The organism is Desulfobulbus rhabdoformis (assembly GCF_016919065.1).
GTDB lineage: Bacteria > Desulfobacterota > Desulfobulbia > Desulfobulbales > Desulfobulbaceae > Desulfobulbus > Desulfobulbus rhabdoformis.
Genome location: NZ_JAFFQA010000008.1, coordinates 15387 through 42382, shown reverse-complemented (window position 1 = coordinate 42382; position 26996 = coordinate 15387). Strand labels below are relative to the sequence as shown.

Annotated in this window: 16 protein-coding genes; 7 read left to right on the top strand and 9 right to left on the bottom strand. The window is 50.9% G+C overall.

Annotated features, from left to right (window positions below; genetic code table 11):
* Positions 1-46: 46 nt before the first annotated feature.
* Complete coding sequence (locus JWJ90_RS05895; protein WP_205226275.1) at positions 47-3256, bottom strand: HD domain-containing phosphohydrolase; 3210 nt, start codon at positions 3254-3256, stop codon at positions 47-49.
* A 543-nt stretch (positions 3257-3799) separates the two neighbouring features.
* Between JWJ90_RS05895 and JWJ90_RS05890 the strand changes: the two genes are divergently transcribed.
* Together JWJ90_RS05890 and JWJ90_RS05885 are read left to right on the top strand one after the other, a co-directional pair.
* Entirely contained in the window at positions 3800-5176 is a 1377-nt protein-coding gene (locus JWJ90_RS05890; protein ID WP_240194774.1) for a sensor domain-containing diguanylate cyclase, read from the top strand.
* Between the two features lie 361 nt (positions 5177-5537).
* A complete protein-coding gene (locus tag JWJ90_RS05885) occupies positions 5538-6611 on the top strand; it encodes a cytochrome-c peroxidase (RefSeq protein WP_205226274.1) in 1074 nt (357 codons plus the stop codon).
* A gap of 174 nt (positions 6612-6785) precedes the next feature.
* On the opposite strand, the gene JWJ90_RS05880 is transcribed toward JWJ90_RS05885, so the two are convergent.
* Positions 6786-7133 carry a carboxymuconolactone decarboxylase family protein gene (locus JWJ90_RS05880; protein WP_205226273.1) on the bottom strand — a complete coding sequence of 116 codons (348 nt, stop codon included), beginning with the start codon at positions 7131-7133 and terminating at the stop codon, positions 6786-6788.
* 253 nt (positions 7134-7386) lie between these two features.
* Between JWJ90_RS05880 and JWJ90_RS05875 the strand changes: the two genes are divergently transcribed.
* The 5 genes from JWJ90_RS05875 (at position 7387) to JWJ90_RS05855 (ending at position 15452) form a co-directional block, all read left to right on the top strand.
* A complete protein-coding gene (locus JWJ90_RS05875) occupies positions 7387-9582 on the top strand; it encodes an AAA family ATPase (protein WP_275889072.1) in 2196 nt (731 codons plus the stop codon).
* A 160-nt stretch (positions 9583-9742) separates the two neighbouring features.
* Positions 9743-11506: a cache domain-containing protein gene (locus tag JWJ90_RS05870; protein ID WP_240194773.1), complete on the top strand. Its 1764-nt coding sequence runs from the start codon at positions 9743-9745 to the stop codon at positions 11504-11506.
* A 146-nt stretch (positions 11507-11652) separates the two neighbouring features.
* The gene (locus tag JWJ90_RS05865) at positions 11653-12576 is read left to right on the top strand and encodes an AAA family ATPase (RefSeq protein ID WP_205226271.1); all 924 of its coding nucleotides are present in this window, start codon (positions 11653-11655) and stop codon (positions 12574-12576) included.
* Positions 12573-13517, top strand: coding sequence for a DUF58 domain-containing protein (locus JWJ90_RS05860; RefSeq protein WP_205226270.1), 945 nt, complete (start codon positions 12573-12575; stop codon positions 13515-13517). The genes JWJ90_RS05865 and JWJ90_RS05860 overlap by 4 nt, the downstream gene beginning before the upstream one ends.
* A gap of 3 nt (positions 13518-13520) precedes the next feature.
* Positions 13521-15452, top strand: a complete 1932-nt coding sequence (locus JWJ90_RS05855) for a transglutaminase TgpA family protein (RefSeq protein WP_205226269.1) — start codon at positions 13521-13523, stop codon at positions 15450-15452.
* A gap of 132 nt (positions 15453-15584) precedes the next feature.
* Here JWJ90_RS05855 and JWJ90_RS05850 read toward each other — a convergent pair whose 3' ends face one another.
* From JWJ90_RS05850 to JWJ90_RS05820, 7 genes are all read right to left on the bottom strand, one after another.
* Positions 15585-15995 (bottom strand): response regulator, encoded by a 411-nt coding sequence (locus tag JWJ90_RS05850; RefSeq protein ID WP_205226268.1) that lies wholly within the window; start codon positions 15993-15995, stop codon positions 15585-15587.
* Positions 15996-16118: 123 nt separating this feature from the next.
* Positions 16119-16490, bottom strand: a complete 372-nt coding sequence (locus JWJ90_RS05845; protein WP_205226267.1) for a hypothetical protein — start codon at positions 16488-16490, stop codon at positions 16119-16121.
* A gap of 230 nt (positions 16491-16720) precedes the next feature.
* Positions 16721-18193, bottom strand: coding sequence for a hypothetical protein (locus JWJ90_RS05840; protein WP_205226266.1), 1473 nt, complete (start codon positions 18191-18193; stop codon positions 16721-16723).
* Between the two features lie 680 nt (positions 18194-18873).
* Positions 18874-21303 (bottom strand): CoB-CoM heterodisulfide reductase HdrA2, encoded by a 2430-nt coding sequence (gene hdrA2 / locus JWJ90_RS05835; protein WP_205226265.1) that lies wholly within the window; start codon positions 21301-21303, stop codon positions 18874-18876.
* A gap of 88 nt (positions 21304-21391) precedes the next feature.
* Entirely contained in the window at positions 21392-22996 is a 1605-nt protein-coding gene (locus JWJ90_RS05830) for a hydrogenase iron-sulfur subunit (RefSeq protein ID WP_205226264.1), read from the bottom strand.
* Positions 22989-26384 (bottom strand): FAD-dependent oxidoreductase, encoded by a 3396-nt coding sequence (locus tag JWJ90_RS05825; protein ID WP_205226263.1) that lies wholly within the window; start codon positions 26382-26384, stop codon positions 22989-22991. Before JWJ90_RS05825 ends, JWJ90_RS05830 begins: the two co-directional genes overlap by 8 nt.
* Complete coding sequence (locus JWJ90_RS05820) at positions 26384-26983, bottom strand: 2-oxoacid:acceptor oxidoreductase family protein (RefSeq protein ID WP_205226262.1); 600 nt, start codon at positions 26981-26983, stop codon at positions 26384-26386. The genes JWJ90_RS05825 and JWJ90_RS05820 overlap by 1 nt, the downstream gene beginning before the upstream one ends.
* Between the last annotated feature and the right edge of the window lie 13 nt (positions 26984-26996).

Genomic DNA, 26996 nt, shown 5'->3' with positions numbered 1-26996 from the left:
CCACTTCCTCCATCCTCGCTGAGTCCACAAGGAGAGCTCGTCATGCTCAGGCGGCAGCATTGGTTGCAGCTGATTGCTGCTTCTGCAACGCAACGAGAATGGAGGGGATATCGACGGTGTCTATCTGCGCAGGATCAAGAAATTTATTGGCATAATCAAGGTAAATACCGCTTTCCAGAAACAAGGTGAATAAATCGGCATCAAGGTGCTGTTCTTCGACCATAGTACTGAGAATATGTACTGATTCACTCAGTGTCTTGGCTGTCTTGTAAGGACGATCAGAGGCGGTGAGAGCCTCAAAGACATCGGCAATAGCCATGATGCGACCAGGGATTCCGATATCCTGGGCCTTGAGTTTTCGGGGGTATCCGGTACCAATAAGTGTTTCATGGTGCGTCCCCGCGTAATCGGGGATATGGGTCATGTTTTCAGGATACGGTAAGGTCTCAAGCATACGGATGGTGGTAATGATATGTTCATTGATCGTATAACGATCTTCAGCCGTGAGCGTTCCTTTGCTGATGCTCAAATTGTACACCTCTCCCATATTGTAGAGATGTTCTGGTTTTTCCATGAGAAACCCGAAATCCCGCCCGTTCTCCTGTTTGTTCTGGGGACGCGCAACGATGTGCTCCGGCTTGTCTGCAAGGAGTGTTTCCTCAACAGGAAGGGGCTGATTTCCCTGATCATAACGGAGGATCTCCAATGGGCCAAGGCCAAGGCGATTATCCAGGTTGCGCATCCATTTTTGCTGTGCAATTGCTTGGAGGCGCACCTTTGCCTCCTCAGACATACATTCGCTGCCCATATTACATTGGGCTATAAAGGTAAAATCATCGCGGATTTTCTCTCGTTTTTCTTCAAGAGCTTGAGCAAGGTCTTCCACATCTCCGCCCCTGCCCGCCAGTCGCCAGTATTCAATTTCCGCATCACGCAAGAGAACCTCAAATCGCATGCGCACCTCATGGATGCGATTGTATATGGTTTCCAGCTTCGTGGCCTTATCAACAATGTACTCGGGAGTGGCCACTTTTCCGCAGTCGTGCAACCAGGCCGCTGTACGGAATTCGTGCCATTGGTCTTCACCTTGTATGCAGAAATCTGCTAGCGATGCATTGTTACTCTCACTGGCTGCCCTTGCAAGCATAATTGCCAGTTCGGGTACACGGGCGCAATGGGCTCCGGTATAGGGAGATTTTTGGTCAATGGCCGTGGCGATCAGCTTAATGAAGGAGTCCATCATCTCACGTTGGGATTGCTCATAGTCCCTAATTGAGGCGGACATGGAGACAATGGATCTGGAAAGTCCATAGATTTCCGTGATATTACTCTCGACAATCCCCACCTTGTCGTATTCTCGGTTTTTCACCTTATTACTCTCTACAACCAGGGAATTAATGGGCCGCACAATAAGGGTGGCACAATACCAGACTATTGGCGTCAAGAGAAAGAGCCAGGCAAGAGTAACAAGCAGGGAAACCTGCACCTTTTCCATATACGGACGGAGAACCGTGTTCACAGGGACGAGCAACCCGATAAATTCCTGTTGGTTACCATAGAGAGATTGGATTCTGGCTACATAGCCATAATATTTTTCCCCTTTAAGCTGCATGATCTGCATTTTCCCCTGCTCGCCTGCATCTTGCGCAAGCTGCAGCAACCCTGGGTGCGGAAGCGCGCCGACCTGTTGGGGAGATTGATCAATCAGTTTTCCTGTACCCAACCACTTCGCATCAAGACGGGAACGTTCAGTATCGGTGAGTGTGGTGAGAGCCTTGTTCAAAATGGAGGCGAGCAGTTGCTGTTCAGGACGTACCAGAAAATGCAAACCGCAGCTTCCGTCTTGGGAAAGCTCGGTAATCCTGCCCCCGACCTGCACATTTTTCAAAAAATAGGAGGAGACCAAAAAACGGAGAACAGGATCGATATCCAGAGTGACATCGGCACGTCCCTCGGCGACAGCTCTCAATGCTTCAAGGGTTGAGCCAACACGCAACAGGGTAATTTGGGGATAATGGTCACTTAAGTAGTGATCTGTATACCAACCTTTAGGGATGGCGACGGTTTTTCCTTCGAGCTCATGCAGAGAAGTGGGAAGAGGCAGCTCATCCCTGGTGACAAACGCCTGATAGGTGGGAATGTATGAGTCGGAAAAAATGCCCATGCGCTCACGCTTTTGGTTCCGCATGAGCGAATGCAAGAGATCAAGTTTGCCTTTTGAAAACAGCTCGACCAGTTCATCCCAGGTGAAACCATTGACGTACTCGACTCGAAATCCGGCCTTTTGGGCCAATAGGTCGAGCATTTCAATGGAGTACCCTTTGGGTTTGCCGCTCATTGTAAAATCAAAGGGTGGCCAGTCCATCTCATTGGAGGCTGTAATAATGGGATGAGTGGCAAGAAAGGCTTTTTCCTCATCACTTAGAAAAAGGGCGGTTGTTGTCCCGGCCACCTTGACTCCGCTGGACTTCATGGTACTTGCAGTGATCGTTCCCCTCGCATCAAAAAGGAATGCCTCACTGCTAGGGAGCACACGTTGCTCTTGCAGGAAACGAGACATGCCGGCAAGCGATATGTCGGCGGCTACAACTCGTTGCCCCCCCTCCAGACTTTTGGCAAAGGTCACCCCCGGAGCCTTGAGCAACGAAAAGAAATAAGGACGAGTTTTTACGGTCCCTATTGATTTGTTGGCTTCAACAAACCAGGGGCGCGACCGGGGGTCATAGTCTGTTTGTTCCTGCGTCTGCAGGCGAGCGGTAAAGTGCTGATCCAGATACGAGGTATCCTTCCATCGCTTGCCATCCCTCTCCTTTATTTTGATCAGAACCCAGCGATCATGTGGAGCGGCGTTGAACGCCCCTCTGATATTCTCGTTACTCTCCAGATTGATGATTTCAAAAAAATCACCGGTCTCATAGCCGATATAAATCGAATAAAAATTGGGATTCTGGTCCATCATCCCGGCAAGCAGAGTGAGTACATGCCGCTCGCTGGCAACATCCGGGTAGTGTTTAAATTCGGTCAGATTCCCAAGCAGACCAACCAGGTTGGCACTTTGGCGATCCAAAGCCTGTATTCGCTCGCCAACTCGCTCCGAAGTGGCAAGAAAAGCATTTTCTGCTGCGGTACCGGCAAGATCCCTACTGAAATAATACTGCAGATACAGGGCAAGACCTGCTGTCAGCCCAATCAGAATAAAGAAAATTCCCAAGACAGTAATACGGATAGAAAATGTTCTTTTCTTGGCATTACTCACGAGTGGCTTCCTTTATGCTATGGGTTTACCCGATAGAAGAACCAAAATACAGTTCCGCAAACACGCACAGCAAGAGGACTCTGCAATTCTGTCGCACTTGTAACAAGCACCTGTCCGAGTCTGCGTCATGCCGGGAGAAATATTGATCAATCACATTTGGTAGTTGTACACCCCGCTTTCTTTTTATGCAAATTCCAGCAGGAGTAACCGCTGCTTGCTGACCTTCGTTTTTGGCGTAACAAATCCCCAGTAAACACCAAGAGGATGGTTCTTGGCTGAACCTGCTGCATCGGAGGAAGAGGTCTGCTTGCCCTCACAGAGAAATGAAAAACTTTGCAAGATTGTTTAAGATGAGTACGGTTATTGTATTGGGCTAGATGCCTTGAAATAACACAAATGGGGAAATTTTTTAGGTTTGTTTCCTCAGTTCTTCGCATTGTCCTCAGATCTCATTCATTGCCAGAGATCTGGCGAAAGAACTCTGCGCTTCTCTTGCCATCGTCCCGGCCAAGCGAGTCAACGATACATCCATTTTCTGCAGCCATGAAACAGATGCTCACCCAGCTTATTACCTACATTAATGACCATGAGGATTGGCTCATGGAGAGAATTTTGGCCTATGCGCAACAGAGGAATTACACCAAGTACACCTCAACTCTAAAAGAGGCGTGGCGCTTATCCATTTCAGGACTCTCCAGTTCTCTGGTTGAACTGATAAAAATGAGGGGTGAGGCTGTCGAACTTGGACCGGAAGAGGACTATACCTGCGATCCCGCAACCCTATTTGGGACCTCGGAAGCAAAGCGGCACCGGGAACGGGGCATAAATCTGGGAATGTTTCTCGGCCTGATGAAATATTACCATCAGTCGTATCAGGATTTGATCAAAGAATCAGAGTTCAATTCTCAGGAAAAGCAGATATTTTCCAACATCATCAATAGATTTTTTGATCGTGTGGAGATTTCTTTTTGCATAGCCTGGACGTCATCGAACGAAGGGCAGTTCATCAGTGAATTGCAAGACAGGAATCGACTCATGACAAACGAGAAAAATAAATACCTTACTTTTTTTGAAAGTCTCTCCGATCCTGTTCTTATTGTCGACTCTGCCGGGAAAATTGAAAATATAAATTTTTCAGCTTCATCTCTCTTTTTCAACGATTCTGTTCCTGGAGAGCGATACTATGCACATGACAAGAGGGATATAAAATTTATTGAAAAATTTCCTTGGCTAGCGAATGATTACGACGATTTCCTCCAGAGCAAAAAAGAAAAAGCAGTAAATGAGAAGTATCTCGAATCAAAGAAGAAATATTTCCATGTCATATTTTCCCAATTTCTTGATATTTCAGGAAAATTTTCTGGGACAATTATAATCATTGTGGATATGACCAAAAGAATACAGATGGAAAAAGAGCTCGAAAGGTTAGCGACGACAGACCCATTAACAGGCGCAAAAAACCGACGGGCGTTCTTGCAGTTTTTCAAACAGGAGTTGGCCAGGGGGCAACGATATGGCCACAAACTCGCCTTGTTAGTTCTCGATATTGATCACTTCAAAAAAATCAATGATACATATGGTCACGATACTGGCGATCAGGTGTTACAGGTTCTTGTTGATGAAGCGCATGGTGTTCTTCGGCGAACCGATATTTTTGGCAGATGGGGCGGGGAAGAGTTTATAATTGTACTGCCTGAATCTGATATCAACCAGGCAGTAGGGGTTGCAGAAAGGTTGCGAACCAATTTTTCCGCTTTGACAATCAGAACTGAAGACGACAGCGTGATACAGTTTACCGTGAGTATTGGCATGACGCTTATCGAAAATAATTACGACCACCCTGACGATTTTATCGTCAAAGCGGACAAAGCCCTTTACATGGCTAAAGAGCAAGGTCGTAACAGGATTGTCGTTGTATAGCACTTCAATCTCTGTGTGCCCCTCCCCCTTATTTCATTTTTTTCAATGAACCAGGCAAGTTGCCTATCTCTCGCTGGAACATCTCTATAGACCTGAATCCTTGAGCATTCACCGCCTCCTGGAGTTCAGCATAAAAAAAGTTATGTTCGAAATGTAACCTTTCTCCTTTTTAAACGTTGTTCATAAAGTGAACGAATCAAAAGGGAAGAATTCTTCTCCCACCTCCCTTTTCTACGATACCATACGTTGGCACCTCCCTTTTAGCCAATCAAAGTATCATCGTTCAGAATCTATGCCACAAACACTGGCCGTATCACCACTGCAACTAAATGAACAATCAAGGTCAAAAGGAGGAAGATGCATGAGAAAATTTTTCGTCACAACAGGATTGGGAATTGCCTTCATCTCCGGCGCAACCATGTTAGTTGCCGCTCAAAAACCAGATGTCAACAACACAATGGAACGATTGGGTATGCACATCTATAAGGACAAAAACATATCCCAATACGGCAATCAATCCTGTCAGACCTGTCATCACCCTCTTGCGGGCTTTGCCGACCGTTCAAATTTCCTTCATCCGTACGACATGGTTGTCTCAGTAGGTTCTGACGGAGAAAGCTTAGGCGGTCGGAACGCCCCCTCTTCTGCTTATGCGGGATACAGCCCTGCTTTATATTCGGTCACCAATGACGATGGGAGCGTTGACTATTTTGGCGGTATGTTCTGGGACGGCCGTGCGACTGGCGCCATCCTTGGCGATCCACTTGCAGAACAAGCCCAGGGGCCCCCTCTCAACCCTGTGGAAATGGCTATGGAATCATCGGAGGCCGTTCTTGAAGTCATCCGAGATTCTTCCTATTATTCTCTTTGGGTACAGACGTTCGGGCAAAACATTGCGACACCTCCGACAGAGGATGACTGGAATAATTTTGCTCGGGCAGTCGCCGCCTATGAGCGGTCTGAAGATGTGACCAAATTTACGTCTAAATTTGATCTGGCTCATGAAAAATTCACAGAGCAGGAACAAGTTGGTGAAGATCTTTTCGAAAATCACTGTGCATCTTGCCATGCGACCACGACAACAAAACCCCTGTTCACCACCTATGGCTATGCGAATATCGGCGTACCGGCTAATCCGCTGTTAGGTTCCCAACCACCTGATTTAGGTTTGGGACCGATTGTCAACGATCCAACTCAAGACGGTAAGTTCAAAATTCCCACCCTGCGCAACATTGCTGTGTCAGCCCCTTATTCTCATAATGGCAGCTTCCCGACCCTTTACGACATGGTTTCTTTTATCAATAACAGCAGTGGGTTCACTCCTGAGGTTACAGACAATCTCGTTGACGGGGTAATAGTAGGTGATATTGGCTTAACCGAGGAGCAAGTTGAGGCGTTGGTGGCTTTCTTACAGACACTAACAGATGATTATTAAGAAACGCCTGCAGAACGCAGACACGAAGCGAGAAAGCAAATATCTATACGCTCCCTGAGTGGTGGGAGGTCGAAGAACAAAAAAATCCGAGACAGCCGGTAGCTATCAACGGATACCCAAAAAGGCCGACGCAACACCTCTGTTGACGTCGGCCCTTTTTATTTCGGCGATGAGTTACTTTGTATCATCCAGTTGTGAATATGCCTCCAAGGCACGTGAGGAGTACACCAGTGCCGCACCGGCGTTGAGGGCAATGGCAACGCCCATTGCTTCGGAAATCTCCTCCTTGGTGGCACCGAGTTCAGCCGCCTTTTGCACATGGGCGGCAATGCATCCATCACAACGGGTAGTCACGGCCACCGCGATAGCGATCAGCTCATGAACCTTCGGGTCCAGCTTACCTGTCTTGGCTCCAGCATTATTGATTGTCATCAAACCACGCATAACATCCGGGCTCTGGCTGGCATAATCGTTTATTTGTTCCATCAGGGAATCACGGTAGGCATTCCAGTCTTGCATCATGACAGGCTCTCCAAAAAATGGGTTTTCCCGGCGACTCCATGACGCCGGGGTGTTGGTCCAACACCATAAGTACTGTTCGTCAAAAGTATACCTGAATCAATGATGGCAGGTGGTCACGATACAAGGGTATACCTACCGCACTGATTTGTTTGCCCGACCTGCAATCGAAGAGTTGTCGAGTCCTGGTAACTTCTGTAGAGTGGCAGAGATTACTCAGGCCCCGTATGACCATTCTTTTATTCAGGCTTCCTCCATGGATCTCTTTGCCCACGCGAATACCTTTGCCACCGAACCCTTGGCCTCACGAATGCGTCCGCGCACCCTGGAACAGTATGTGGGCCAGGAACATATCCTCGGCGAAGGGCGGCTTTTAAAGCGGGCGATTCGGGCAGATCAACTCACCTCGCTTATCTTTTATGGCCCTCCGGGCACGGGAAAAACCACGCTTGCCCGCGTCATTGCCAACTCCACAGCGAGCCGTTTTGTCTCCATGAACGCAGTACTCAGTGGCGTCAAGGATCTCCGTGAGGCGATCACGGAAGCCAGAAAGGCTCAGGAGGGGTATTCCCGGCGCACCATCCTCTTTATCGATGAGGTCCATCGTTGGAACAAATCCCAGCAGGATGCCCTGCTTCCCTGGGTGGAAAAAGGCACCTTTATTCTCATTGGAGCCACCACAGAAAATCCTTATTTTGAAGTGAATAAGGCCTTGGTCAGTCGTAGCCGTGTGTTTCAGCTCAAGGGCTTAAGCGAAGACAACCTGCGTCAGATCGCCTCTCAGACCCTGAAGGATAGCGAACGAGGATATGGGAAATGGCAGGTGGAGTTTGACCAGGAGGCTCTTGATCATCTGGTGAAGGTGGCTGCGGGTGATGCCCGCTCACTGTTGAACGCCTTGCAACTCGCGGTCGAGACCACGCCGGAGACCTTTCCCCCTCCAGAAGCGAGCCGCATTCATATCACGCTTGAAACTGCCGAAGAATCCATCCAGCAGCGGGCTGTTCTCTATGACAAGGAGGGTGATTATCATTTTGACACCATCAGCGCCTTTATCAAATCTCTGCGTGGTTCCGACCCGGATGGCGCCTTGTATTGGATGGCACGGATGATTCGGGCGGGCGAGGATCCGCGCTACATCTTTCGCCGTATGCTCATCTCCGCCTGCGAGGATGTGGGCATGGCCGATCCCCAGGCCCTGGGCGTCGTGGAGGCAGCAGCTTCCGCCTATGATCGGGTGGGCTTGCCTGAGGGGAATTTCCATCTCACCCATGCCGCTCTCTACCTGGCTACCTGTCCCAAATCCAACTCGTCATTGGCTTTTTTTGATGCCCTCGATGCCGTAGAGCGTGATGAGGCGGAAATTCCCAACCATCTGCGAGATGCCAGTCGGGACGCACACAGTTTTGGTCATGGCAAAGGCTATAAATATCCGCACGCCTTTCGCGAACACTGGGTGGCCCAGCAATATCTACCGGAAACGCTCAAGGGACGCATCTTTTATCAGCCAAGCAGGCAAGGTCATGAGGGGGACATTCAAGAGCAGGTTATTCGCCGACGGGAAGACCAGCTTGATCAGATGCTCAGCGAAGATCCTGAAATCCTCTCATTTAGCCCTGGCGATAAAGAGCGGGATCGTTGGATACGTCGCGTCCAGGGGCAATCGACTTCACGCAAAAAGCTGCTTGAAGCATTGACGGACTCAATGAAAGTTGCCCGTTCCGATCGCATTCTCCTTACCCCCCTCCGCTGGAACCGTCTTTTCTGGGAGTTGTTTCGCAAGGTCCCAGAAGGGGGGCTCACTGCCCTGGTGGACCGCAAGGAGTACCGGCAATTGGTCGAATTTTCCATGGAAACCCTACCTGAGGCCGAGCGCCCCACCCTGGTAGAGAGCTCACTTGCGAACCTGCATTGGGATCAGCATCCCCAACTCACCTCCATGCAATGGGAACACATTGTAATTGATGGGCTGGCCAATGTGCAGGAGCTTGAATGTTTCAACACCCTTACCCCAAAACTGGTTCCAGGCGGTTGGATTTACGGTTGCCAGCCTCTGCCAGGGGTGGGCAGTAGACTCAGCGATCTGCTGCAGGATTGTCTGGAACCTGGGATTTATGCGCAGGTAAAGGAGGCGGAGAAAGAATTTTACGAAAAACGAGCCCCCCTGCCCGACCAGGAGGCCTGGGAAAAACTGGATAAACTCAAACTTCAAGCATGGAACCAGCTCACATTGGTTGAGACCGTTGGCTTGAGCGAACAGTGGCTTGCTCCCTGGCTGCTGAATCGCGAAGGAAGCTGGTGGCAGACAATCTCAGCGCAATTAGCCCCTCAAGACGCGAAGACCGTAAGGGAACACCTCAAAGCCGATCGCCTCCCCGCAAGCTGGGGCTGGACCAGAACCTGGCAGATTTTTCGTCTGCAAAAAGACAGTGACTCGGCTCCAAAAAACTGAATCCGTGACAGTAGCTGGTCCCTGAACACTCGCGGTTTAGGGAAAAATTCAATAGCAGCATGATCTGAAATATTCAAGGGTATGCTATGATATGCTGAAGAGAGGAACGTATTGCCCCTTTTAACAGCTTGCCCACATCTTTCGCCTCACAGTGAACAGGATGCGAGCCTTCACGGATGCCATGCCACACAACCGACTCAAAAACATTCTCTCAAGTATTTCTTTCCGCATTGCACTCCCCTTATTTTTAACTCTCCTGCTCTTTATCACTGCAATTTACTACGTCCTGCTTCCCCAACTTGAACAAAGTTTTATCACCAGAAAACAGGAAGCCATCAAGGAACAGACTGAAACAGTCGTTAGCCTGGTCGAATCCTATCACGAACGCGAGACCTCCGGTGAATTGTCGAGAAAGGAAGCTCAAGACCGCGCCATTGCCCGCATTCGCCGTTTACGCTACGGCACCGAAAACAAAGATTACTTCTGGATAAATGACCTTTTCCCCAGGGTGGTCATGCATCCCTACCGCCCTGACCTTGAGGGAAAAGATGTGTCCTCCTTCAAAGATGCGAATGGGACTTATCCGTTTGTCGAGTTTGTCAAAACCATCAAACACCAGGGGGGCGGCTATGTTGATTATATGTGGCAGTGGAAAGATGATCCCGCCAAAATTTCGCTGAAATCATCTTATGTCATGGAATTCAAACCTTGGGGATGGGTGATAGGCACCGGCTTGTATCAGGATGATGTGCTTGCCGATTTCACTCAAATTCGCAATAAACTCTCCTTCATCTGTACCGGTATCCTCTTCATTGTGTCCTTGCTTGCCGCCTACTCAATCCGGCAGGCACTAAAAGCAGATAAGGATCGCAGTGTTATCATTCTGAATCAAAAACAACTCATGGCTTCACTGGAGCAGAGCAATACCCGCTTTCGCAACCTTCTCGAAACAACCAGCGATTGGATATGGGAGGCGGATCAGGATGGAAGATACACCTATTCCAGTCCGCAGGTCTTCACCATGCTTGGTTTCACGCCTGAAGAAATCCTGGGAAAAACCCTCATGGATATTGCCTCTCCCTGGTCAGCGAGCCAATTGGCCGAAGCGTTTCAACAACGTCTCCAAAATAAAAAAAAAATTGTCGGCTTTGAGTGTACCTGCCTGGGCAAAAGCGGGCAAATTGTGGTGCTGGAAAATAATGCAGTGCCTTTTGTCACCCCAAATACGAAGAGAAAACTCGTTGGCTACCGAGGTATTGCGCGTGATATCACAGAACGGAAGATGGCCTTGGAAGCACTCAAGAAAAGCCGCGATGACCTGCACACAAGTTTAGAAGAAACCGTCTTCTCTCTCGCCTCAACAACGGAAAATAGAGATCCTTATACGGCAGGGCATCAGATACGTGTTGACCGGCTTGCCTGCGCCATAGCAAGTGCGATGGGACTCTCACAGGAGCAGATCGAAGGGCTACACATTGCCGCTCTGTTACATGATATCGGCAAAATTACCCTTCCATTTGAGTATCTGGCCAAGCCAACGCAACTCCTTGAAGAGGAACGGGCCATTATCAAACGCCACCCCGAAGTCGGATATTCCATTCTAAAGCCAATACACTTCCCCTGGCCGGTAGCAGAAATCGTCTACCAGCATCATGAACATTTAGACGGCTCAGGTTACCCGCGTGGACTCACCGGTCCCGACATTCTTCTGGAGGCAAAAATCTTAACCGTGGCCGACGTTGTTGAGGCGATTACTTCGCACAGGCCGTATCGCCCTGCCCTTGGGATCGAAAAGGCCATGGAGGCCATACGGGAAGGACGGGGAACCCTCTATCATCCCCCTTGTGTTGATATCTGCCTTGACCTTATTCAAAAGAAAAAGATTGAATTTTCAAGTGATGACTGGTGTCCGGTTTTTTTCTAGCCCGCCCTTCTGGATAAGCCGGTGATCACGGCTCTGTCGATTTTTTTTGTGCTGGACCTGGATTCTCAGCGCATCTGCCCTATGGTGTTCTACCAGCAGAAATCCGCAGCAAAAAACCAAGTAACCACTTTTCAGGGACGCAACTTATGCCCCAACAGGCACAACTCAACCATATCATTGACCAGATCGGCCAAACGATACTGGGCAAACACGAACAAATCAAACTGGCGCTGAGTTGCCTCTTTGCCGGTGGTCATCTGCTCATAGAGGATATTCCGGGCATTGGCAAAACAACGCTTGCCAAGGTTTTATCCGGCTGCATGGGGCTTGAATTCAGGCGGGTTCAGTTCACCAGCGATATGTTGCCGGGCGATATCCTGGGCAGCACCATCTTTGATCGCACAACCAGTGAATTCATCTTTCATCCGGGACCGGTCTTTACCCAGGTATTGTTGGCAGATGAAATTAACCGAGCCACCCCCAAGACCCAGAGCGCGCTGCTTGAGGCCATGGAAGAACGGCAGGTGACCACAGATAGGGAAACCCGGCTTTTGCCTGAGCCCTTTTTCGTCATTGCCACCCAAAATCCTGTAGAGCTTTCAGGCACCTTTCTCCTGCCTGAATCACAAATGGACCGCTTTCTCATGCGTATCGAGCTGGGCTACCCCGACCGCGCAGCAGAGCGACAACTCCTGCTTGGTGATACCATACAACGCCAGGCCCTGACCTACACCCAACAATGTCTTACCCCGCAGGATGTCCTGAAGCTGCAGCATCAGGTACGAGCGGTGGATGCGGCCGAGCCATTTATTGCCTATCTCCAGGATATCCTTGCTTTCTCCCGCACCAGTCCGCATTTTCACATGGGGCTTTCACCGCGGGCCGGACTGGCGCTCCTCCAGGCCGCCAAATCCTGGGCAATGATGAGCGGCAGGGATTTTGTCCTTCCTGAAGACCTGCAGGCGATTCTTGTTCCTGTGGTGGGCCATCGGCTCAGATCCCGCGATGATTATGCTGAAATATCAGGCAAGCGTCTCGAATCACTTTTTCACGAGGTTGCAGTCCCGTGATCCGTTTTGTCGCCCGTACCTTTTATCGTCTGGTGGGACAGTCTTCCATTCCAGTCAAACTGGGATTGCGCAATATTTTTATTCTTCCCACCGGCTATGGGTTTCTTTTCCTGCTCCTGCTGGTGGCGATGTTGTTGGGCTCCATCAACTACAATAATAATCTGGGCTTTCTTTTAACCTTTCTGCTTGGCAGTATTATGCTCAGCTCCATGATGCATACCTACGGCATGCTATACGGACTGCAGCTCGTCACCACTGAAACAACGCCAACCTTTGCCGGAGAGCCAGCCCTAATCGAAATCCATGTTCAAGGCAACGGTCGCCTGAGAAAAGGGCTACATTGGTCATTTTCCAGGCAACAGGGTACAGAGCAACATGTCGATCCCACAGAACGTACCCGTGTGGCTGTCCCCCTTCCGACTACCCAGCGAGGCTTGTATCAAACCGGCCCACTGCGCATTCACAGCGAATACCCCACAGGCTTGTTTCGGGCCTGGTCCCGCATCGAAACCAATGAAGAGTACCTTGTATATCCCAAACCTATCTCCGCTTCCCTGCCCGTGTCAGAGAGTGACTTTGGCACAGGGGCAACCACAGCAACCTCCCTGCCCGGAGTGGATGACTTTGCCGGGCTCAACGCCTACCAGCCCGGTGACTCGCCAGGCCGCATTCACTGGCCCTCGTTTTCCCGAGGCCAGGGACTGCACGTCAAAACATTCACCGGCCTGCGTGGTGGGGAACAGGTGCTCAACTTAAGCCTCATTCCAGGCAGTGATCTTGAGAGAAAACTCTCCATTCTCTGTTACCACATCCTTGCCGGCGAGCGGCAGCAAACACGCTTTGGTTTACAGCTCCCCGGTCACCCACTGCTGCCTCCAGATACGGGACGTGCTCACCGTAATCGCTGCCTGCGCGCTCTGGCCCTTTTTACGCCGAGGTAAAAGATGACCGAGCAACCCATTGGTGCACTTATCTTTGCCCTGGCTGTCGCCATGGCCCCGCTTCTTTTAGAACTACCACCATGGGCCGTGCTCTGGTCACTTATAGCCTGGAGCTATATTCTCCTGCGCCACAAATACAACTGGCCTCAACCAGGTCGCATCGTACGACTTCTTCTCTTTTGCCTTGGCGTTGTAGCGGTCCTGCTTTCATCGGGAATGCGCTTTGACGGAGGCGATTTCATTACCTTGCTGGCTGTCATGGCAGGTATCAAACCACTTGAAGTGCAGAGTTATCGAGATAGCATGGTCACGGTGTTTCTTGCCTGTTTCCTCACCATCACCAGCCTGTTTGTCTTTGAAAGCCTGGCAATGACACTCTACCTCTTTGTCTCTGTCTGGGTGACCACCGGTGTACTTGTTCATCTCAATGACCCCAAAACGGAGCTGAGGCAGCATTTCCGTCTTTCTGCCAGGTTAATCCTGGTGGCGATCCCGCTCATGCTGCTTTTGTTCCTCTTATTCCCTCGACTCTCAGGCAGTTTCTGGGGCACGCCGTGGTCCAGGCAAGCGCACTCCGGCTTTTCCAATACCCTGCGTATCGGGGATGTAAGCCGCCTTGCCCTCAATAATGCACCGGCCTTTTCCGCCTCCTTCACCTCAAGTCTCCCCAGGGCGAGTCAGCTCTATTGGCGGGGTATTGTCTTTCAGCGCTTTGACGGTCGCAACTGGTCCCCTGTGTCGGCACCGCAACCGCGTCAAACACAGATTCAAGGAACCGAGAAGGCCCAATACACCATCATGCTTGAACCGCATGGATACCGCACCCTTTTCGCACTCGACCTGCCTCTGACGGCCCATGGTGTGGCAACAGTTTATGAGGACCAAACTCTGCGCACCCGTCTGCCAGTTCGCCAACGCTTCAACTACAACCTTACCTCCATTCTGGATGCCCAAGAAGTGCCGATACAAGAGGCCTCGCCACTCACCCTGAAGCTACCTCCGGGGAAAAATCCGCAAGCGGTTGCCCTGGGGAAACTGTGGGCAGAAAAATTTGTTGAGCCCAGAGCAAGAATGCAGGCAGGTCTTCAATATTTTAAAGAGCATGATTTCAGCTACACCCTGCAACCTGGAACATTGGGTACAGATTCCATTGACGATTTCCTCTTCCAAAGCCGCAAAGGATTCTGCGAACATTATGCAGCCAGCTATGCCGTGCTCATGCGCGCCGCTGGTATACCGGCGCGAATCGTTGGCGGCTATCAGGGGGGACGCTGGAATGGTGTAGGCAAATTTTTCACGATCCGCCAATCCGATGCCCATGTCTGGTGTGAACTCTGGTTTGAACGGGAGGGATGGGTTCGGGTGGATCCGACCTTTGTCGTTGCTCCAGAGCGTATTGATCAGGTTCGGAACCAGGAAGCGATGGCAGGCGGACAGCAACCCGTTCAAAATTGGCTGCAAACAGACTGGATTTCTATGGTCACCATGACCTGGGAGGCGATCAACATCCGCTGGAACATGTGGTTTATGGGATTTTCCGCTGAGGATCAGATAGCCCTCTTACAAAAGCTGGGCCTCTCTCTGGGAAGACAGGGGAGCTGGCTCCTGGTTATGGTCCTCCCCTCCCTGTTCATATTGTCTTTGCTTGTCCTTCGCTGGATTAAACGACGTTTGCAAAGAACAGAACCCAGGGATAGGGTACACGAACTGTACACACAGTTTCTGCAAAAAACTGCGCAGGCCGGGCTTGCCAAGCTGCCACACCAGGGTCCTCTGGATTATGCAGCCTTTCTCAGGCAAAATGCACCGGAACTGCACGAGGAGGTTGAAGAGATCACCCGTCTCTATATTGAATTACGGTATCGTCGTCAACGTGAAGAGAAAAGCATTCAACAACTGCGGCACTGCGTTAAAAAATTTCAGCCGAATCCATGAGAAATCAACAATGCACCGGTTTCCTTGTTTGTGAAACCTTCCTAGCCAGAAAAAAGTCTGCACAGGCAATGAAAAATCCAATAAGCCGTTCAGTCGTGTCTTGCTCTTCCCATGCGTGAAAATCGGAACGACTCAGGAAGGGATTACTTCTAATTTCGTCAACGTTTCTATGAATTTATTTTTTGTGATCGGCTTGGTCAGATAGCCATCACAGAGGTTGTTGTAGGATTCAAACACGGTTTTAATGTCGGAGAGGGCAGTGACCATGACGATTTTGGACACCTTTGTCGAGAGATCAGATTGCGCTGATTCCTCTTCAATCATTCGAATTTCTTTCAAGGTGTCGTTTCCGTCTATGATGGGCATCATAATGTCCAAACAGATCAAATCATAAGGATCGCAAACATCAAATGAGTGACGCACAGCATCGATGGCCTCCTGGCCGTTTTCTGCCAGATCACACTCTCCATACTTTTCCAAATATTTCTTGAGTAAAAGGCTATTGGTAGGCTCATCGTCGACGATTAAAAATTTGGGCATCATTTTTCTCTCTGAAAAGGAATAGGCATGGACCTTCTTACGATGAAGTATACAATGGCTTGATCAACTCACCAAACAAATCCTCTCTTTTCAGGGGCCTCACGGAACCATGCTGTAATTCCCTTCCTACAAGGTATCCTGACCGAGCATGAGCAGAAGCTCATTTCCATCTGCGAAAACAAGAAAAAGACGCCCCGGTGACAGGACTCTCACCTCAGAGACCCCTTTTCTTTTTCGAACCTCGGCAGCAGTTTTTTGGGTGGCCATTTCCTGGTTATATTCGGGCTGGGCCAGATAGTAGGCATAGGTCGCCTCTGTTTCCCGAACCAAGGTTTCAACAGAGAGCTGCTGAACACTTTTGGGTTGAGGCTCTGTTTCCTGAACCAGAGTTGCAACGGAGAGCTGCTGAACATTGTCGTGTTGCGTGTCATCCTGAGCAATCAATGAGCAACTGGTGATAAGGACTGATCCAAACAAGAGAAGTACGCTCTTTTTCATGTTTTCACTCCAAATAATCAAGGAACCTGCTCGTGTGAAAAAGACACAGGCTCGGTCATTCCTCATGCCTTAATCGGACAAGATTCTATTTCTTTTTATGCTAGAACGCTGGAATTCAGCAAGGATATGGATCGCGGACATGGCCCGCCCCTTCTGAGTGTTACTGCGGAGGTTAAGGGAGCACGCCATGTCCACGACAGAGAGGAGATTTCAGATTTTACGACAAGGTATTATTTCACCAATGTTACGCTGCCACTGTTGGGCAAACGATCTTTCACTCCCATATCGTAGAGCCAGATCTTGGCAGATCCTGCAGCTCCCAACGAGGTATTCCAGGGAATATCAAAGCTGTAATCATTCCCTTTTTTGCTGGCAGCCCCGGTATAGACCTTGTTATTGAACAAACCTGGCTGCGTCTGCTTATACACTTCCACGTTGGTGGGATGACACTTAACCAAGACTTCTGCGGCAGCATCCCCGCTTGTGTCCAGATAAAAGAAAAACTCATTAAAGGTCGGTGGCGCATAGAAGGAAACCTTGGCATACAACCGTCCCATTCCCGAAACAAGGCGAAGCTCTTTAAAATCCCGCCCATTGGTCACCGCCGACTCGTTTGCATCAGATTTCCATACGGCCAGCTGACAGCCCCCTTTATTCTCCGGAAAGGTTACCAGTTCCGGAGGACGACATCCGGTTGCATAGACAGCACTGACGGCTTCAGCTACGGTCTTCTGCTCTTTCATCTTCTGGAAGAAGAGATCCGTGCCGTTGTCACCGCAGTTAAAGGAGACAGATTCGTTCCATCCAACCCAGGCAGATGCACCATGACTGGTGGTCCAGGTGGGCATGCCCGGAAGTGCACCGGGATCAGCCCCATGACAACTTTCCAGGAAAAACAGGGTTGAGGGGAAACGTTTATCAGCCCAGTAGGTCGAGCTGAAGGAGCCGGTGATAATATAGCCAAACTGGGTTTCACCAGCGGCATGGTTATAGGCACTGGCACGAAGCGTACCGGTATAGCCACTGTTTGAGGGTGGATAGCTGGTATACCAGGGACGCACCAGAAAACCAAAATCGCCTCCCAGATCACCGCCATGCCCACGGAGCACAACAACACCATACTCACCGTTGTCAATCAAGGCGGCATTGGAAAGATTTGCAGCATTGTTGAGTTTGGTGGTCACGGTGTACCCGAGTGCCTGAAGATCGGATTTAACCTGCTGATAAATATGAGGTGAGACAACATTGGCGTCGTCTTCCAGGCAGTCAAAGATAAGAGCTTTTTTACTCTGGGGTGCACAGGGTTGAATCCTGTACAGCGGGCGACGAAGCTGCTCAACAGGTTTCAACTGTTGCGCGGGTTTGAGGACTTCACGCTGCAACTGTACCGGTGCGACCTGCCCGACCGTACCAAGGCTATCAGTGCCGAGGAACATCAGCAGTTCGTTGCCATCTTTAAAGCGCACCATCAGGTTATTGCCCTTGAGTTGCTGTACGCTTCGCACCTCAGGCTGTTTCAAAAGAAAATTTTTCTGCTGGAGTACGGCTGTAGCCAACTGAACTTTCTGTACCTTCACCTTTTGATTCAGATCAAGATGTACCTTGTTGGCAAGCTGGGTAATTTTCGCCACATTGGCACCCCAGGCTGTTGTTGCCGAGACAAGGAGCAAGCAAATCACGAGCCAGCATTTTCTGGTAACCATACTTAACGCCTCCTTACAATATTAAGGGCACAAACGACCATTATCGCTTTAATCGTTTCCTGTTTCTTTTTTTGGCCTGAATTCCTGGTTTCCCAAACCGGCATGAAACGACTTTTGTTGAACAAAGACTGACGATGGCCTTGAGCTGCCCCATGGAAAAAATACCTTCCCTCCCTCTATTCTTTATCACCTCCAAGTTCATTCACCTAAATTGTAAAAATGAAAGCCAGCCAGAAAACAGGAATCCCTAAACAGCAATATTCCTTTGTAACACATGCAGTTACAAAAGAAAAAAGATGTATATTTATCCAATCCGTAAGACTAAAAAGATAGAAAAGAAAAACGAGTACGAAAGTTACCTTAGAATGATCCCTACCTGAACAACCAGGGTAAAGAAACTACGCAAACAGAGTAACCACAGGAGGTCTATTTCAATTTTGAAACTACTTTTAAGAGAAGAAATTATTGATACAGGAAAGAATAAATGTATATTTCTTTACATACAGAGACATGACAACATTTGCAAATATTTTAAGCATCTCCTTGATTTTTTAGCAATATTCCAGCCTTTCAACTGTTGCACAATGGAGACAGGAACAAATTTCTTTACCGTTAAAAACGAAAAAAGCCGGACCCATTGGGCCCGGCTTTAGTCTACCGCTCTGAGAGCAAGCTATTGCTTAGAGGTTACTGAGAATACTCTGCGTTTCCGCAATTTCCTCAGCAGTGACACTCTGACGTATTGCCTCCATCTTTTTCATGGTTTCGGCAAAACGAATACCTTCTGCGGCACTGATCCACTCAAGTTGAAGACGTTCGGAACGTATGCCGATTCGTTCCATTTTTTTATGGATGCGGGCCACGCGTTTTTCCGTCCAGTGGTTTGCATCTATATAATGGCAGTCACCAATATGACAACCGGAGACCAAGACCACAGGCGCACCTTTGCGGAATCCCTCCCAGACGAATTTCTCGTCCACACGTCCTGAGCACATGACGCGGATCAGATGCACGTTAGCGGGATACTGCAGCCTGGAAACACCGGCGTAATCAGCACCGGCGTATGAACACCAGTTACAGGCAAAGGTGAGGATTTTATTTTCCGGCGCCTCATCAAGCATGGTATCGACCTGATTGATGATTTGGGTATCGGTAAAATGATTCATGCTAATCGCATCGAATCGACACTCAGCCGCACAGGTACCGCAACCGGCACAGGCTGCCGTATTGACCACCGCTGGCTTTTTGGCCTTCACATCAACGGAAATAGCATTGTACGGGCAAACGTCAGCGCACTTGCCACAGGCCTTACACTTCTCGGTAATAATGGTAGAAGTGATCGGCTCCGAGGTAATTTCGCCCTTATGCATCAAGCGAATGGCGCGCATAGCCGCGGCAGAAGCCTGGGTAACCGATTCCTTGATATCTTTGGGTCCCTCGGCACAACCGGCAAAGAAGATACCACGGGTGGCGGCATCGACCGGTTGCAGCTTGGGATGGGCCTCAAGGTAAAAACCATCGGAGGTTAACTGCAAGCCCATGATCTCCTGCAACCGCTGGGTTGAAGGCGCAGGCTTCATTCCCTGGGCCAGAACCAGCATGTCGAGTTCATGGAACTCCAGCTTTCCTGTGGCGGCATTCTCTACAGCAACCCGCATGGTCCCCTCGTCGGTCTCTTCGACCGAGCCGGGCAAGCCACGGATATACTGGGTGCCCATGCGCCTGCTTCGGGTGTAGAGATCCTCAAACCCCTTACCAAAGGCGCGGATATCGATATAGAACACCTTCACCTCGACATCAGGATAATGCTCCTTGATGATGAGCGAAGACTTTACCGTGTTCATACAGCAGATGTTGGAACAGTAGTGCCCGCCTTTTTTCGCGGAACGTGAACCAACGCACTGGATGAAACCAACGGATTTAGGGTGGTTGCGGTCCGAAGGCCGAATCATCTCGCCTTTGGTCGGACCACCAGCATTCACCAGCCGTTCAAATTCAAGGCTGGTCAACACATTTTCAAATCGGGTATAGCCGTATTCATCCATCTCGGTCGGATCATAGGGGGTCAAACCGGTGGCAACAACAATGGTGCCCACCTCTTCGATGATCTCCTCATCCGACATGTGGAAATCTATGCACCCTTTGGCGCAGACATCAACGCACTTGGAACAGACCGCAGGGTTATGGCCCAGACATTCCTTGGAATTAATCAAATACGATGAAGGTACGGCTTGGGCAAAGGGGCTGTAGATCGCTTTGCGCGAACCAAGTCCCACGTTAAATTCATCTGGACGTACCACCGGGCAGACCTCAGCACAATCTCCACAGGCGGTACAGCTGGTTTCATCAACGTAACGGGCTTTTTTCAGAATTTTAATTTTGAAATTTCCGACGTAACCCTTTACGTCAACTACTTCACTCAGCGTTAATAACTTAATACGGGGATGTCGACCGACATCTGTCATCTTAGGACCTAAGATTCAAATAGAACAATCCATGGTTGGGAATGTTTTATCGATCTGGGCCATGACACCACCAATGGAGGGGTTTTTCTCCACCAGTGTCACTTCATACCCACTGTCCGCCAGATCAAGCGCAGCCTGAATACCGGCGACACCGCCACCAATGACCAGAGTTTTCTTAGTCAGGGGCAGGGTTTCTTCATAGAGCGGCTCGAGATCGCGGACCCGGGCAACAGACATGTTGACCAGCGTCTCCGCTTTCTGGGTGGCAGATTCCTTGTCCTCCATATGGACCCAGGAACACTGCTCGCGCAGGTTGGCCATATCCAGCATGTAGGGATTAAGGCCGACCGAGTCGATCATTTTTTTAAAGGTTGGCTCATGTAAGCGCGGAGAACAGGAGGCTATCACGACACGGTCCAAACCCTTGTCGATAATATCCTGTTTGATCTCCTGCTGGCCCGGCTCAGAGCAGGCATAGACGATGTCCTTGGACAGGACCACCCCCTTTTCGCTCTCTGCCTTTTGAGCCACACGCTTACAATCAACCGACTGGGCGATGTTCAGACCACAGTGGCATACATAGACGCCAATTCGTGGATCCTGATCACCTCCGCCGGAAGGCTTCGTAGGTGTAGGTTTTGACATAGATATTCTCCAAAAAATAGCTTGTAGCTAAGACTTCTAAAACTCGAGGAAATCTTGAATAATTCAATTATTCAAGATTTCCTAGTGGTTATTCCCAGCGAATGGTCTGGGCAATAACCGAGGTCAGGTCCATCAGCTCGATACTGAGCTCTTCGCGCCGGTAGGGATCTTCCATGGCGCACTTGAGATGAATCTGACACTTGGGACAGGCGGTGACCACCATGTCGCTCCCCGTTGCATGGGCCTGCTCAAGCCGCTTGACCTGCATAGCCTTGGAATAGGCATCGCAACCGGTCCAGGCGCAGTTACCGCAACAGACCGAGGCATTCCCGGATTCTTTCATTTCGGTAAATGCCTTGGGTTTCAGCCGTTTGAGCAATTTTCTCGGCAGATCCACCCTGCCCTCGATGCGGCCCAGCCGACAGGAATCCTGAAAGGTTATCTCATGGGGGAAGGTATCAAAGCCAACTGCTCCCTTGTCGAGCTGTTCTTCCAGGAAGTCATAGAGGTGGACCACCTTGAAGTTGGGTTTGAGTCCCTGCTCCGCATAGGTCGTATGCAGCGTATGATAGCACTCGGGACAGGTGGTAATCACGGTTTCTATACCGAGATCATTGAGTTTGTCCACATTGAGTTGGGCAAGCCGCATGAAATTTTCTTTGTCGCCGGACCAGAGCAGGTCGTGACCACAGCATTTCTCATCGGGCAGCAGACGCGGAGTGACATCAAAAAAATTGAGCAAACGCAGGCTGTCAAGCAGGATCTGGTTGGTTTCAACCTCCATGCGTTTGCCAAAAAAGATATCGTAATAGGGTGCACAACCACCAAAATAAAGGATCGGGCTCTGCGGATCGATACGAATCTCCTCGGGCAGATTGGTCCAGCGGTTGGGAACGATATCAGGCGAGGTCTGAGAACGCATCAGGGAGTGAAAGATACCCCCGTGCACCTCGCGACCGGGAAGTTCGGTTTGGCGATAAAGATGGCGCAATTCCTTGATAAAGGCGGGAAAATTAACCGCTGACGGACAACGCTCGTAGCAGATCCCGCAGGTGAGACAACTCCAGGCGTTTTCCTGGACACCTTCGGCATGAATACCGCCGGTGATCACTGCTGAGGCAATGGCGCGCGGAGAGAACGGCTTACCGATAAGCGCCAGCGGGCAGGCCGAGGTACACTTACCGCAATCCTGACAGGCGTGGATATCATAGGTCTCAACCAGTTGTTGCAGCTCCTGTTTGCGGGTCTGGGCATCAGAGACCGGCACCACGGGGGCCTCCTGAATACCTGCCGGGCCAAGCTCACGAATCTGGCTGCTGAATTCCTGAAGAAAGCTCAACAGTTCCTCGGACTGTTCCGGCAGAAAGGTGGCAAAACGAATTCGTTCACCACCAAGGCCCATGATATCGAGCACCTTTTGCACGTCTTCGGTGTTGCGTTGGGAGGTGGCTGTACCGCTGCCGTAACGGCAGGTTCCCGGCTCACAGCCGACCACCGCCATACCATCGGCGCCCTTGGCAAAAGCCTTGATCATCATGGCCCGGTCAATACGGCCAGTACAGGGTGTACGCACCATTCGGATTTCGTTGGGAATGGGGCGCCGTTGATCCTGGAGGGTTAAAAAGGCGGCATGCGCTCCCCAGTTACAGACAAAAAGCAGTATATTCAATGGTTTTGTATCGTTATTATTCATGGACAGTGTCCTTGGAGAGCAGTTCCTCAAGGGCCTGTGTCAGGTAGGCCCGGTTACGGTAGGGGCTGTCAGCCGCACCCGTGGGGCAGACAGAGAGACAGTTGCCGCAGCCTTTACACAGGGCTTCGTCGACATGGGCATACCAGCCACCGACCTCATTGGGTTGCAGGCTGACTGCATGGTAAAGGCAGACGTTGGCACAACGTCCACACCCCCGACAGAGCACCTTATCAATGGCTGCGGTAAACCCTTTGGCCTGACGTGGACCTCGAGGAATGGCGGCAGCCACCATAACCGCTGCTGCGGTCCCTTTTTTGAGCTTGGAGACGTTAATGCCAGAGGGCTCAGCCAGGTAAAGCCCTGGGACTGAGGTGGCGCAGGGATAGGCAAAAGGAATCCCCACGACTCCCTCTTTTTGCATCACCGGTTCAACGGTGCGACTCGGCAAGCCTTCCTGGTGGGTATAGGGGATTCGTCGGCGGGCCTTCTCTCCCATGATAATGGTACCGGTACGCAGCACCTGGGAGTACCCGTCGGATTCGATGGTGATTTGGAAATCGCCAATGGTTCCCTTGATATCCTTTACATTCCAGTCGGGAAAGTTGTGTATATTGGGATGCTTGACCAAATCCTTGAGCGGCTGCTCCTCGGTACCGAAACGGAAGACTTCGTGATCGGTGTCGGCCAGAGTCAAGGCACTGGTCATGGTTGCCTGGGAGTTGCCGATAACAGCGGCTGCAAAGTTGTAGTTCCGATCAACGGCATGCAACGGTCTGAGACCGTAGGTTCGTTTAATAGAGCGTTGCAACAGCCCCTTGAACCGCTCAAAGGCGAGCTCCGGCTGGGACTCGACCAGACGCAGAATTTCTCCGCGCACATTGCAGGTCTCAACCATGGATCGGCTTATACCGGTTCCGTTGAAAAGGTTATGCTTGAGGCGGCTGCGCTGATCCGTACAGGACGAACAGACAAAGTTAAGCGGGCAGCAGACGCAGGAGGCCAAAACAACACGGGTGATGGCTTTTTCGCGAACCGCACGCACAATGGCAGAGGTGCCATCCTCAACACAGGCCGAGGTGAGCATCTCGGTATGGATTATATCTGGATTTCCCTCAGCAAGTTGTCCCAGATAATTGCTCATGTCATCGAGCCAGCCCAGCGAATCGTTACAGCGGCAGACAAACACACCAATACGCATATCGGGAGAAAGTCCCGGATCAGGCATGGAGACGGAGCGCCCATGACCTTTGAGCTTATTGGAGGCACCTCCCAGTAAGAGCATGGCGCGACCGGCAGCATCAAAACCACGAACCATCATGTCGTTGACATTGGGCCGGGCGGCCTTTGGCCCATAGGCACGAATAATGTCGTCACCTTTTATGGAAGGCGCGAGGGTGGGGTCAGCCACAATAATGGCCCCACATTGCTCAACCACAACCTCTTTTTCCTGGTCGTGGTTAACGGCCTTCAGGGCGCCGCAGGCCTCGACACACTGCATACACTCGGAGCAGACACCACACTGCAGGCAGCGGCTGGCCTCATCTCTTACCTGCTGCTCATCAAAGCCCAGGGCCACCTCGGCAAAGGTGGTTTTACGCGAGGCAACCTGCCGTTCAGGCATGGCGATGCGGTGCAGCTTGGGAAGATCGTCAGGGATGCTGCGAAAGTCCCTGTCTGCAGGTCGAGTCACCGGTGACTCTTCCCGGACGCCGGTCAGATCGTAATGAATGGAGCGAGCGACCCTGCGTCCGGCAGCCATGGCTTTGACCACAGAGGATGGACCAGAGACCGTATCTCCAGCCGCGTACACTTTGGCCATACTGGTGTGCAGGTCGTCATCGGTCTCGATAAAACCGCGTTCACTCACCTCAATCAGATCGCCAAAGGTTTCGGGGGTGAACCCGCCAACCTGGCCGATGGCAACAAAGGCCTTGTCAAACTCCAGGGTGAAGGCCTCTTTGGATTCATCGACAACCGGCCAGATCATCCCGCGATCATCGGGCTGACCGGGCTTGGTGGCCTTGCATTCAAGATGGGTAAAGGTATTGCCTTTGCCGGCAAAGCCAACGACCTGGGTGGCGTCAACAATGGTGATCCCCTCTTCCACGGCCTCACGAACCTCATCGGGCTCTGCAGGAATATGCTCAGCGCCAAACCAGGAGATGATGCTGACCTCGGCCCCCATACGGGTGAGCGTACGGGCAAGATCAAAGGCGGAGTTGCCATCGCCGACAACAGCCACCTTACCGCTCATGGTCTCAATGTTTTCCCATTGGCTCCGGGTCAGAAAAGACAGGCAGCCCTCCACCCCTTCAAGGTCTTCTCCGGAACAGCCGAGTTGACGATCCTGCCAGGTTCCGGTGGCAATAACCACTCCGTTGTATTCTTTACTAAGCTTGGTGAGACCGGTTGAGAGATCCACCGGCGAGTTAGGGATGAAGTTAACCCCGAGCATCTGAATAAACTGCAACTCACGCTCGAGTATCTCGCGTGGCAGGCGGTGGGCACCGATACCGTAGCGAAGCAGGCCGCCAAACTCGGCTTCCTTCTCCAGGATAGAAACACCGTATCCCTTACGGGCCAGGTCGGCAGCCGCAGCAATACCTGCAGGACCGGATCCGATCACAGCTATTTTCTCGGGCCGGGTTGGTTCGATATCGGCAGTTGAAGCGTACACCGCTGCATCCCGACGTTTGCCATCCTCGCTTTCATAGTCAGCAAGAAAGCGTTTAATCGACCGAATGGCAACCGGATCATCCACACCGCCACGGCGGCAGGCCTCCTCGCAGGGATGGGTGCAGATGCGGCCACAGATACCTGGCAGCACATTATCCCGCCGAATGAGTGCAAGTGCCTCATCGTACTTACCTTGGGCAGCAAGAGCGATGTAGCCCTGGGCATTGACGCCTAGCGGGCAGCTTTCCTGACAGAGGGGCTGCTGGCGCTTATCGATATAGGGACGCCCCGGCAGACTGGTGCGCGCGTGATAGCGCATGGCCTTACCCAGATCAGGATGTTCCACCGGACAGACAGCAACACACTTCCCGCAGTTTGCACAGTGGTCAGCGTCGACATAGGTCTGCTCAGGATCGATGCGAACACTGAATCCCTGAGCTGTATGCTTGACCGAGCTTATCGTCGCTGGCAGCATGGTGCGAATGGAGGAGTTGCGCATGATGCGCATCAAACCGGGGCGATGGGCGGTGTTAAAGGTCACCCGTGAGGGCAGACGATACTCCTCGGCAGCCAGTTTGCGATCCAGATCCTGCGCATTGTCCACCAGGGTGACCGGAATCCCCAGTTCCCCCAGTTTACAGGTTGCGGCAATGCCTTCAGGCGTTGCTCCGGCGACAATAACCCGGTAGAGGCGTTCTTTTTGTCGTTTCATTATGCCATTACTCCTGTCTGACCTGCAGCCCGTTTTTCCCGTCCTTTCAAGGTGGAGCGTCCGTAATCATAGCCCTTGGAGTAGGCTTTGATATTCTTCTCCTCAGTCCCTTTGGGCACAGAGGTGGAAATGGTTGCCTGGGCGGCATCGGCTGAGATCGCTCCGGTGATGGCGGTACAAAAACCAATCATGATAATATTGGCCATCATCTTGTTCCCCAGATTCTCAGCCATCCGTGTGGCCGGAATGGCAAAGGAGTCGCAGACCGCATCCTCGGGGTTGACCAGGTCCTGATCCACCAGAAGGATGGACTCAGGAGTCAGGAAAGGCGCAAATTTATCATAGCCCGCCTGGGACATGGCCACGAGGATTTTAGGGGTATTGACATAGGGATAGTGAATCGGCGTATCAGAGATAATAACCTGGGCGTTACAGGCACCACCGCGGGATTCAGGGCCATAGGCCTGCACCAGGGTCGATTCTTTCTTATCAACAAGCGAGGCCGCCATACCCAGGATTCGACCGGCAAGGATGATCCCCTGCCCACCGAAGCCGGTGACGATAATCTCAGTCTGGTTGTGTGCTTTTTTTGTACTCATGAGTGTGATGTTT

Bases quoted from the DNA above. Each gene is read 5' to 3' on its own strand.
- JWJ90_RS05870 (WP_240194773.1), top strand. From the start codon at position 9,743: ATGCGAGCCTTCACGGATGCCATGCCACACAACCGACTCAAAAACATT.
- JWJ90_RS05880 (WP_205226273.1), bottom strand. From the start codon at position 7,133: ATGATGCAAGACTGGAATGCCTACCGTGATTCCCTGATGGAACAAATA.
- JWJ90_RS05885 (WP_205226274.1), top strand. From the start codon at position 5,538: ATGAGAAAATTTTTCGTCACAACAGGATTGGGAATTGCCTTCATCTCC.
- JWJ90_RS05830 (WP_205226264.1), bottom strand. From the start codon at position 22,996: ATGAATAATAACGATACAAAACCATTGAATATACTGCTTTTTGTCTGT.
- JWJ90_RS05875 (WP_275889072.1), top strand. From the start codon at position 7,387: ATGGATCTCTTTGCCCACGCGAATACCTTTGCCACCGAACCCTTGGCC.
- JWJ90_RS05890 (WP_240194774.1), top strand. From the start codon at position 3,800: ATGAAACAGATGCTCACCCAGCTTATTACCTACATTAATGACCATGAG.
- JWJ90_RS05855 (WP_205226269.1), top strand. From the start codon at position 13,521: ATGACCGAGCAACCCATTGGTGCACTTATCTTTGCCCTGGCTGTCGCC.
- JWJ90_RS05850 (WP_205226268.1), bottom strand. From the start codon at position 15,995: ATGATGCCCAAATTTTTAATCGTCGACGATGAGCCTACCAATAGCCTT.
- JWJ90_RS05825 (WP_205226263.1), bottom strand. From the start codon at position 26,384: ATGAAACGACAAAAAGAACGCCTCTACCGGGTTATTGTCGCCGGAGCA.
- JWJ90_RS05865 (WP_205226271.1), top strand. From the start codon at position 11,653: ATGCCCCAACAGGCACAACTCAACCATATCATTGACCAGATCGGCCAA.
- JWJ90_RS05840 (WP_205226266.1), bottom strand. From the start codon at position 18,193: ATGGTTACCAGAAAATGCTGGCTCGTGATTTGCTTGCTCCTTGTCTCG.
- JWJ90_RS05845 (WP_205226267.1), bottom strand. From the start codon at position 16,490: ATGAAAAAGAGCGTACTTCTCTTGTTTGGATCAGTCCTTATCACCAGT.
- JWJ90_RS05820 (WP_205226262.1), bottom strand. From the start codon at position 26,983: ATGAGTACAAAAAAAGCACACAACCAGACTGAGATTATCGTCACCGGC.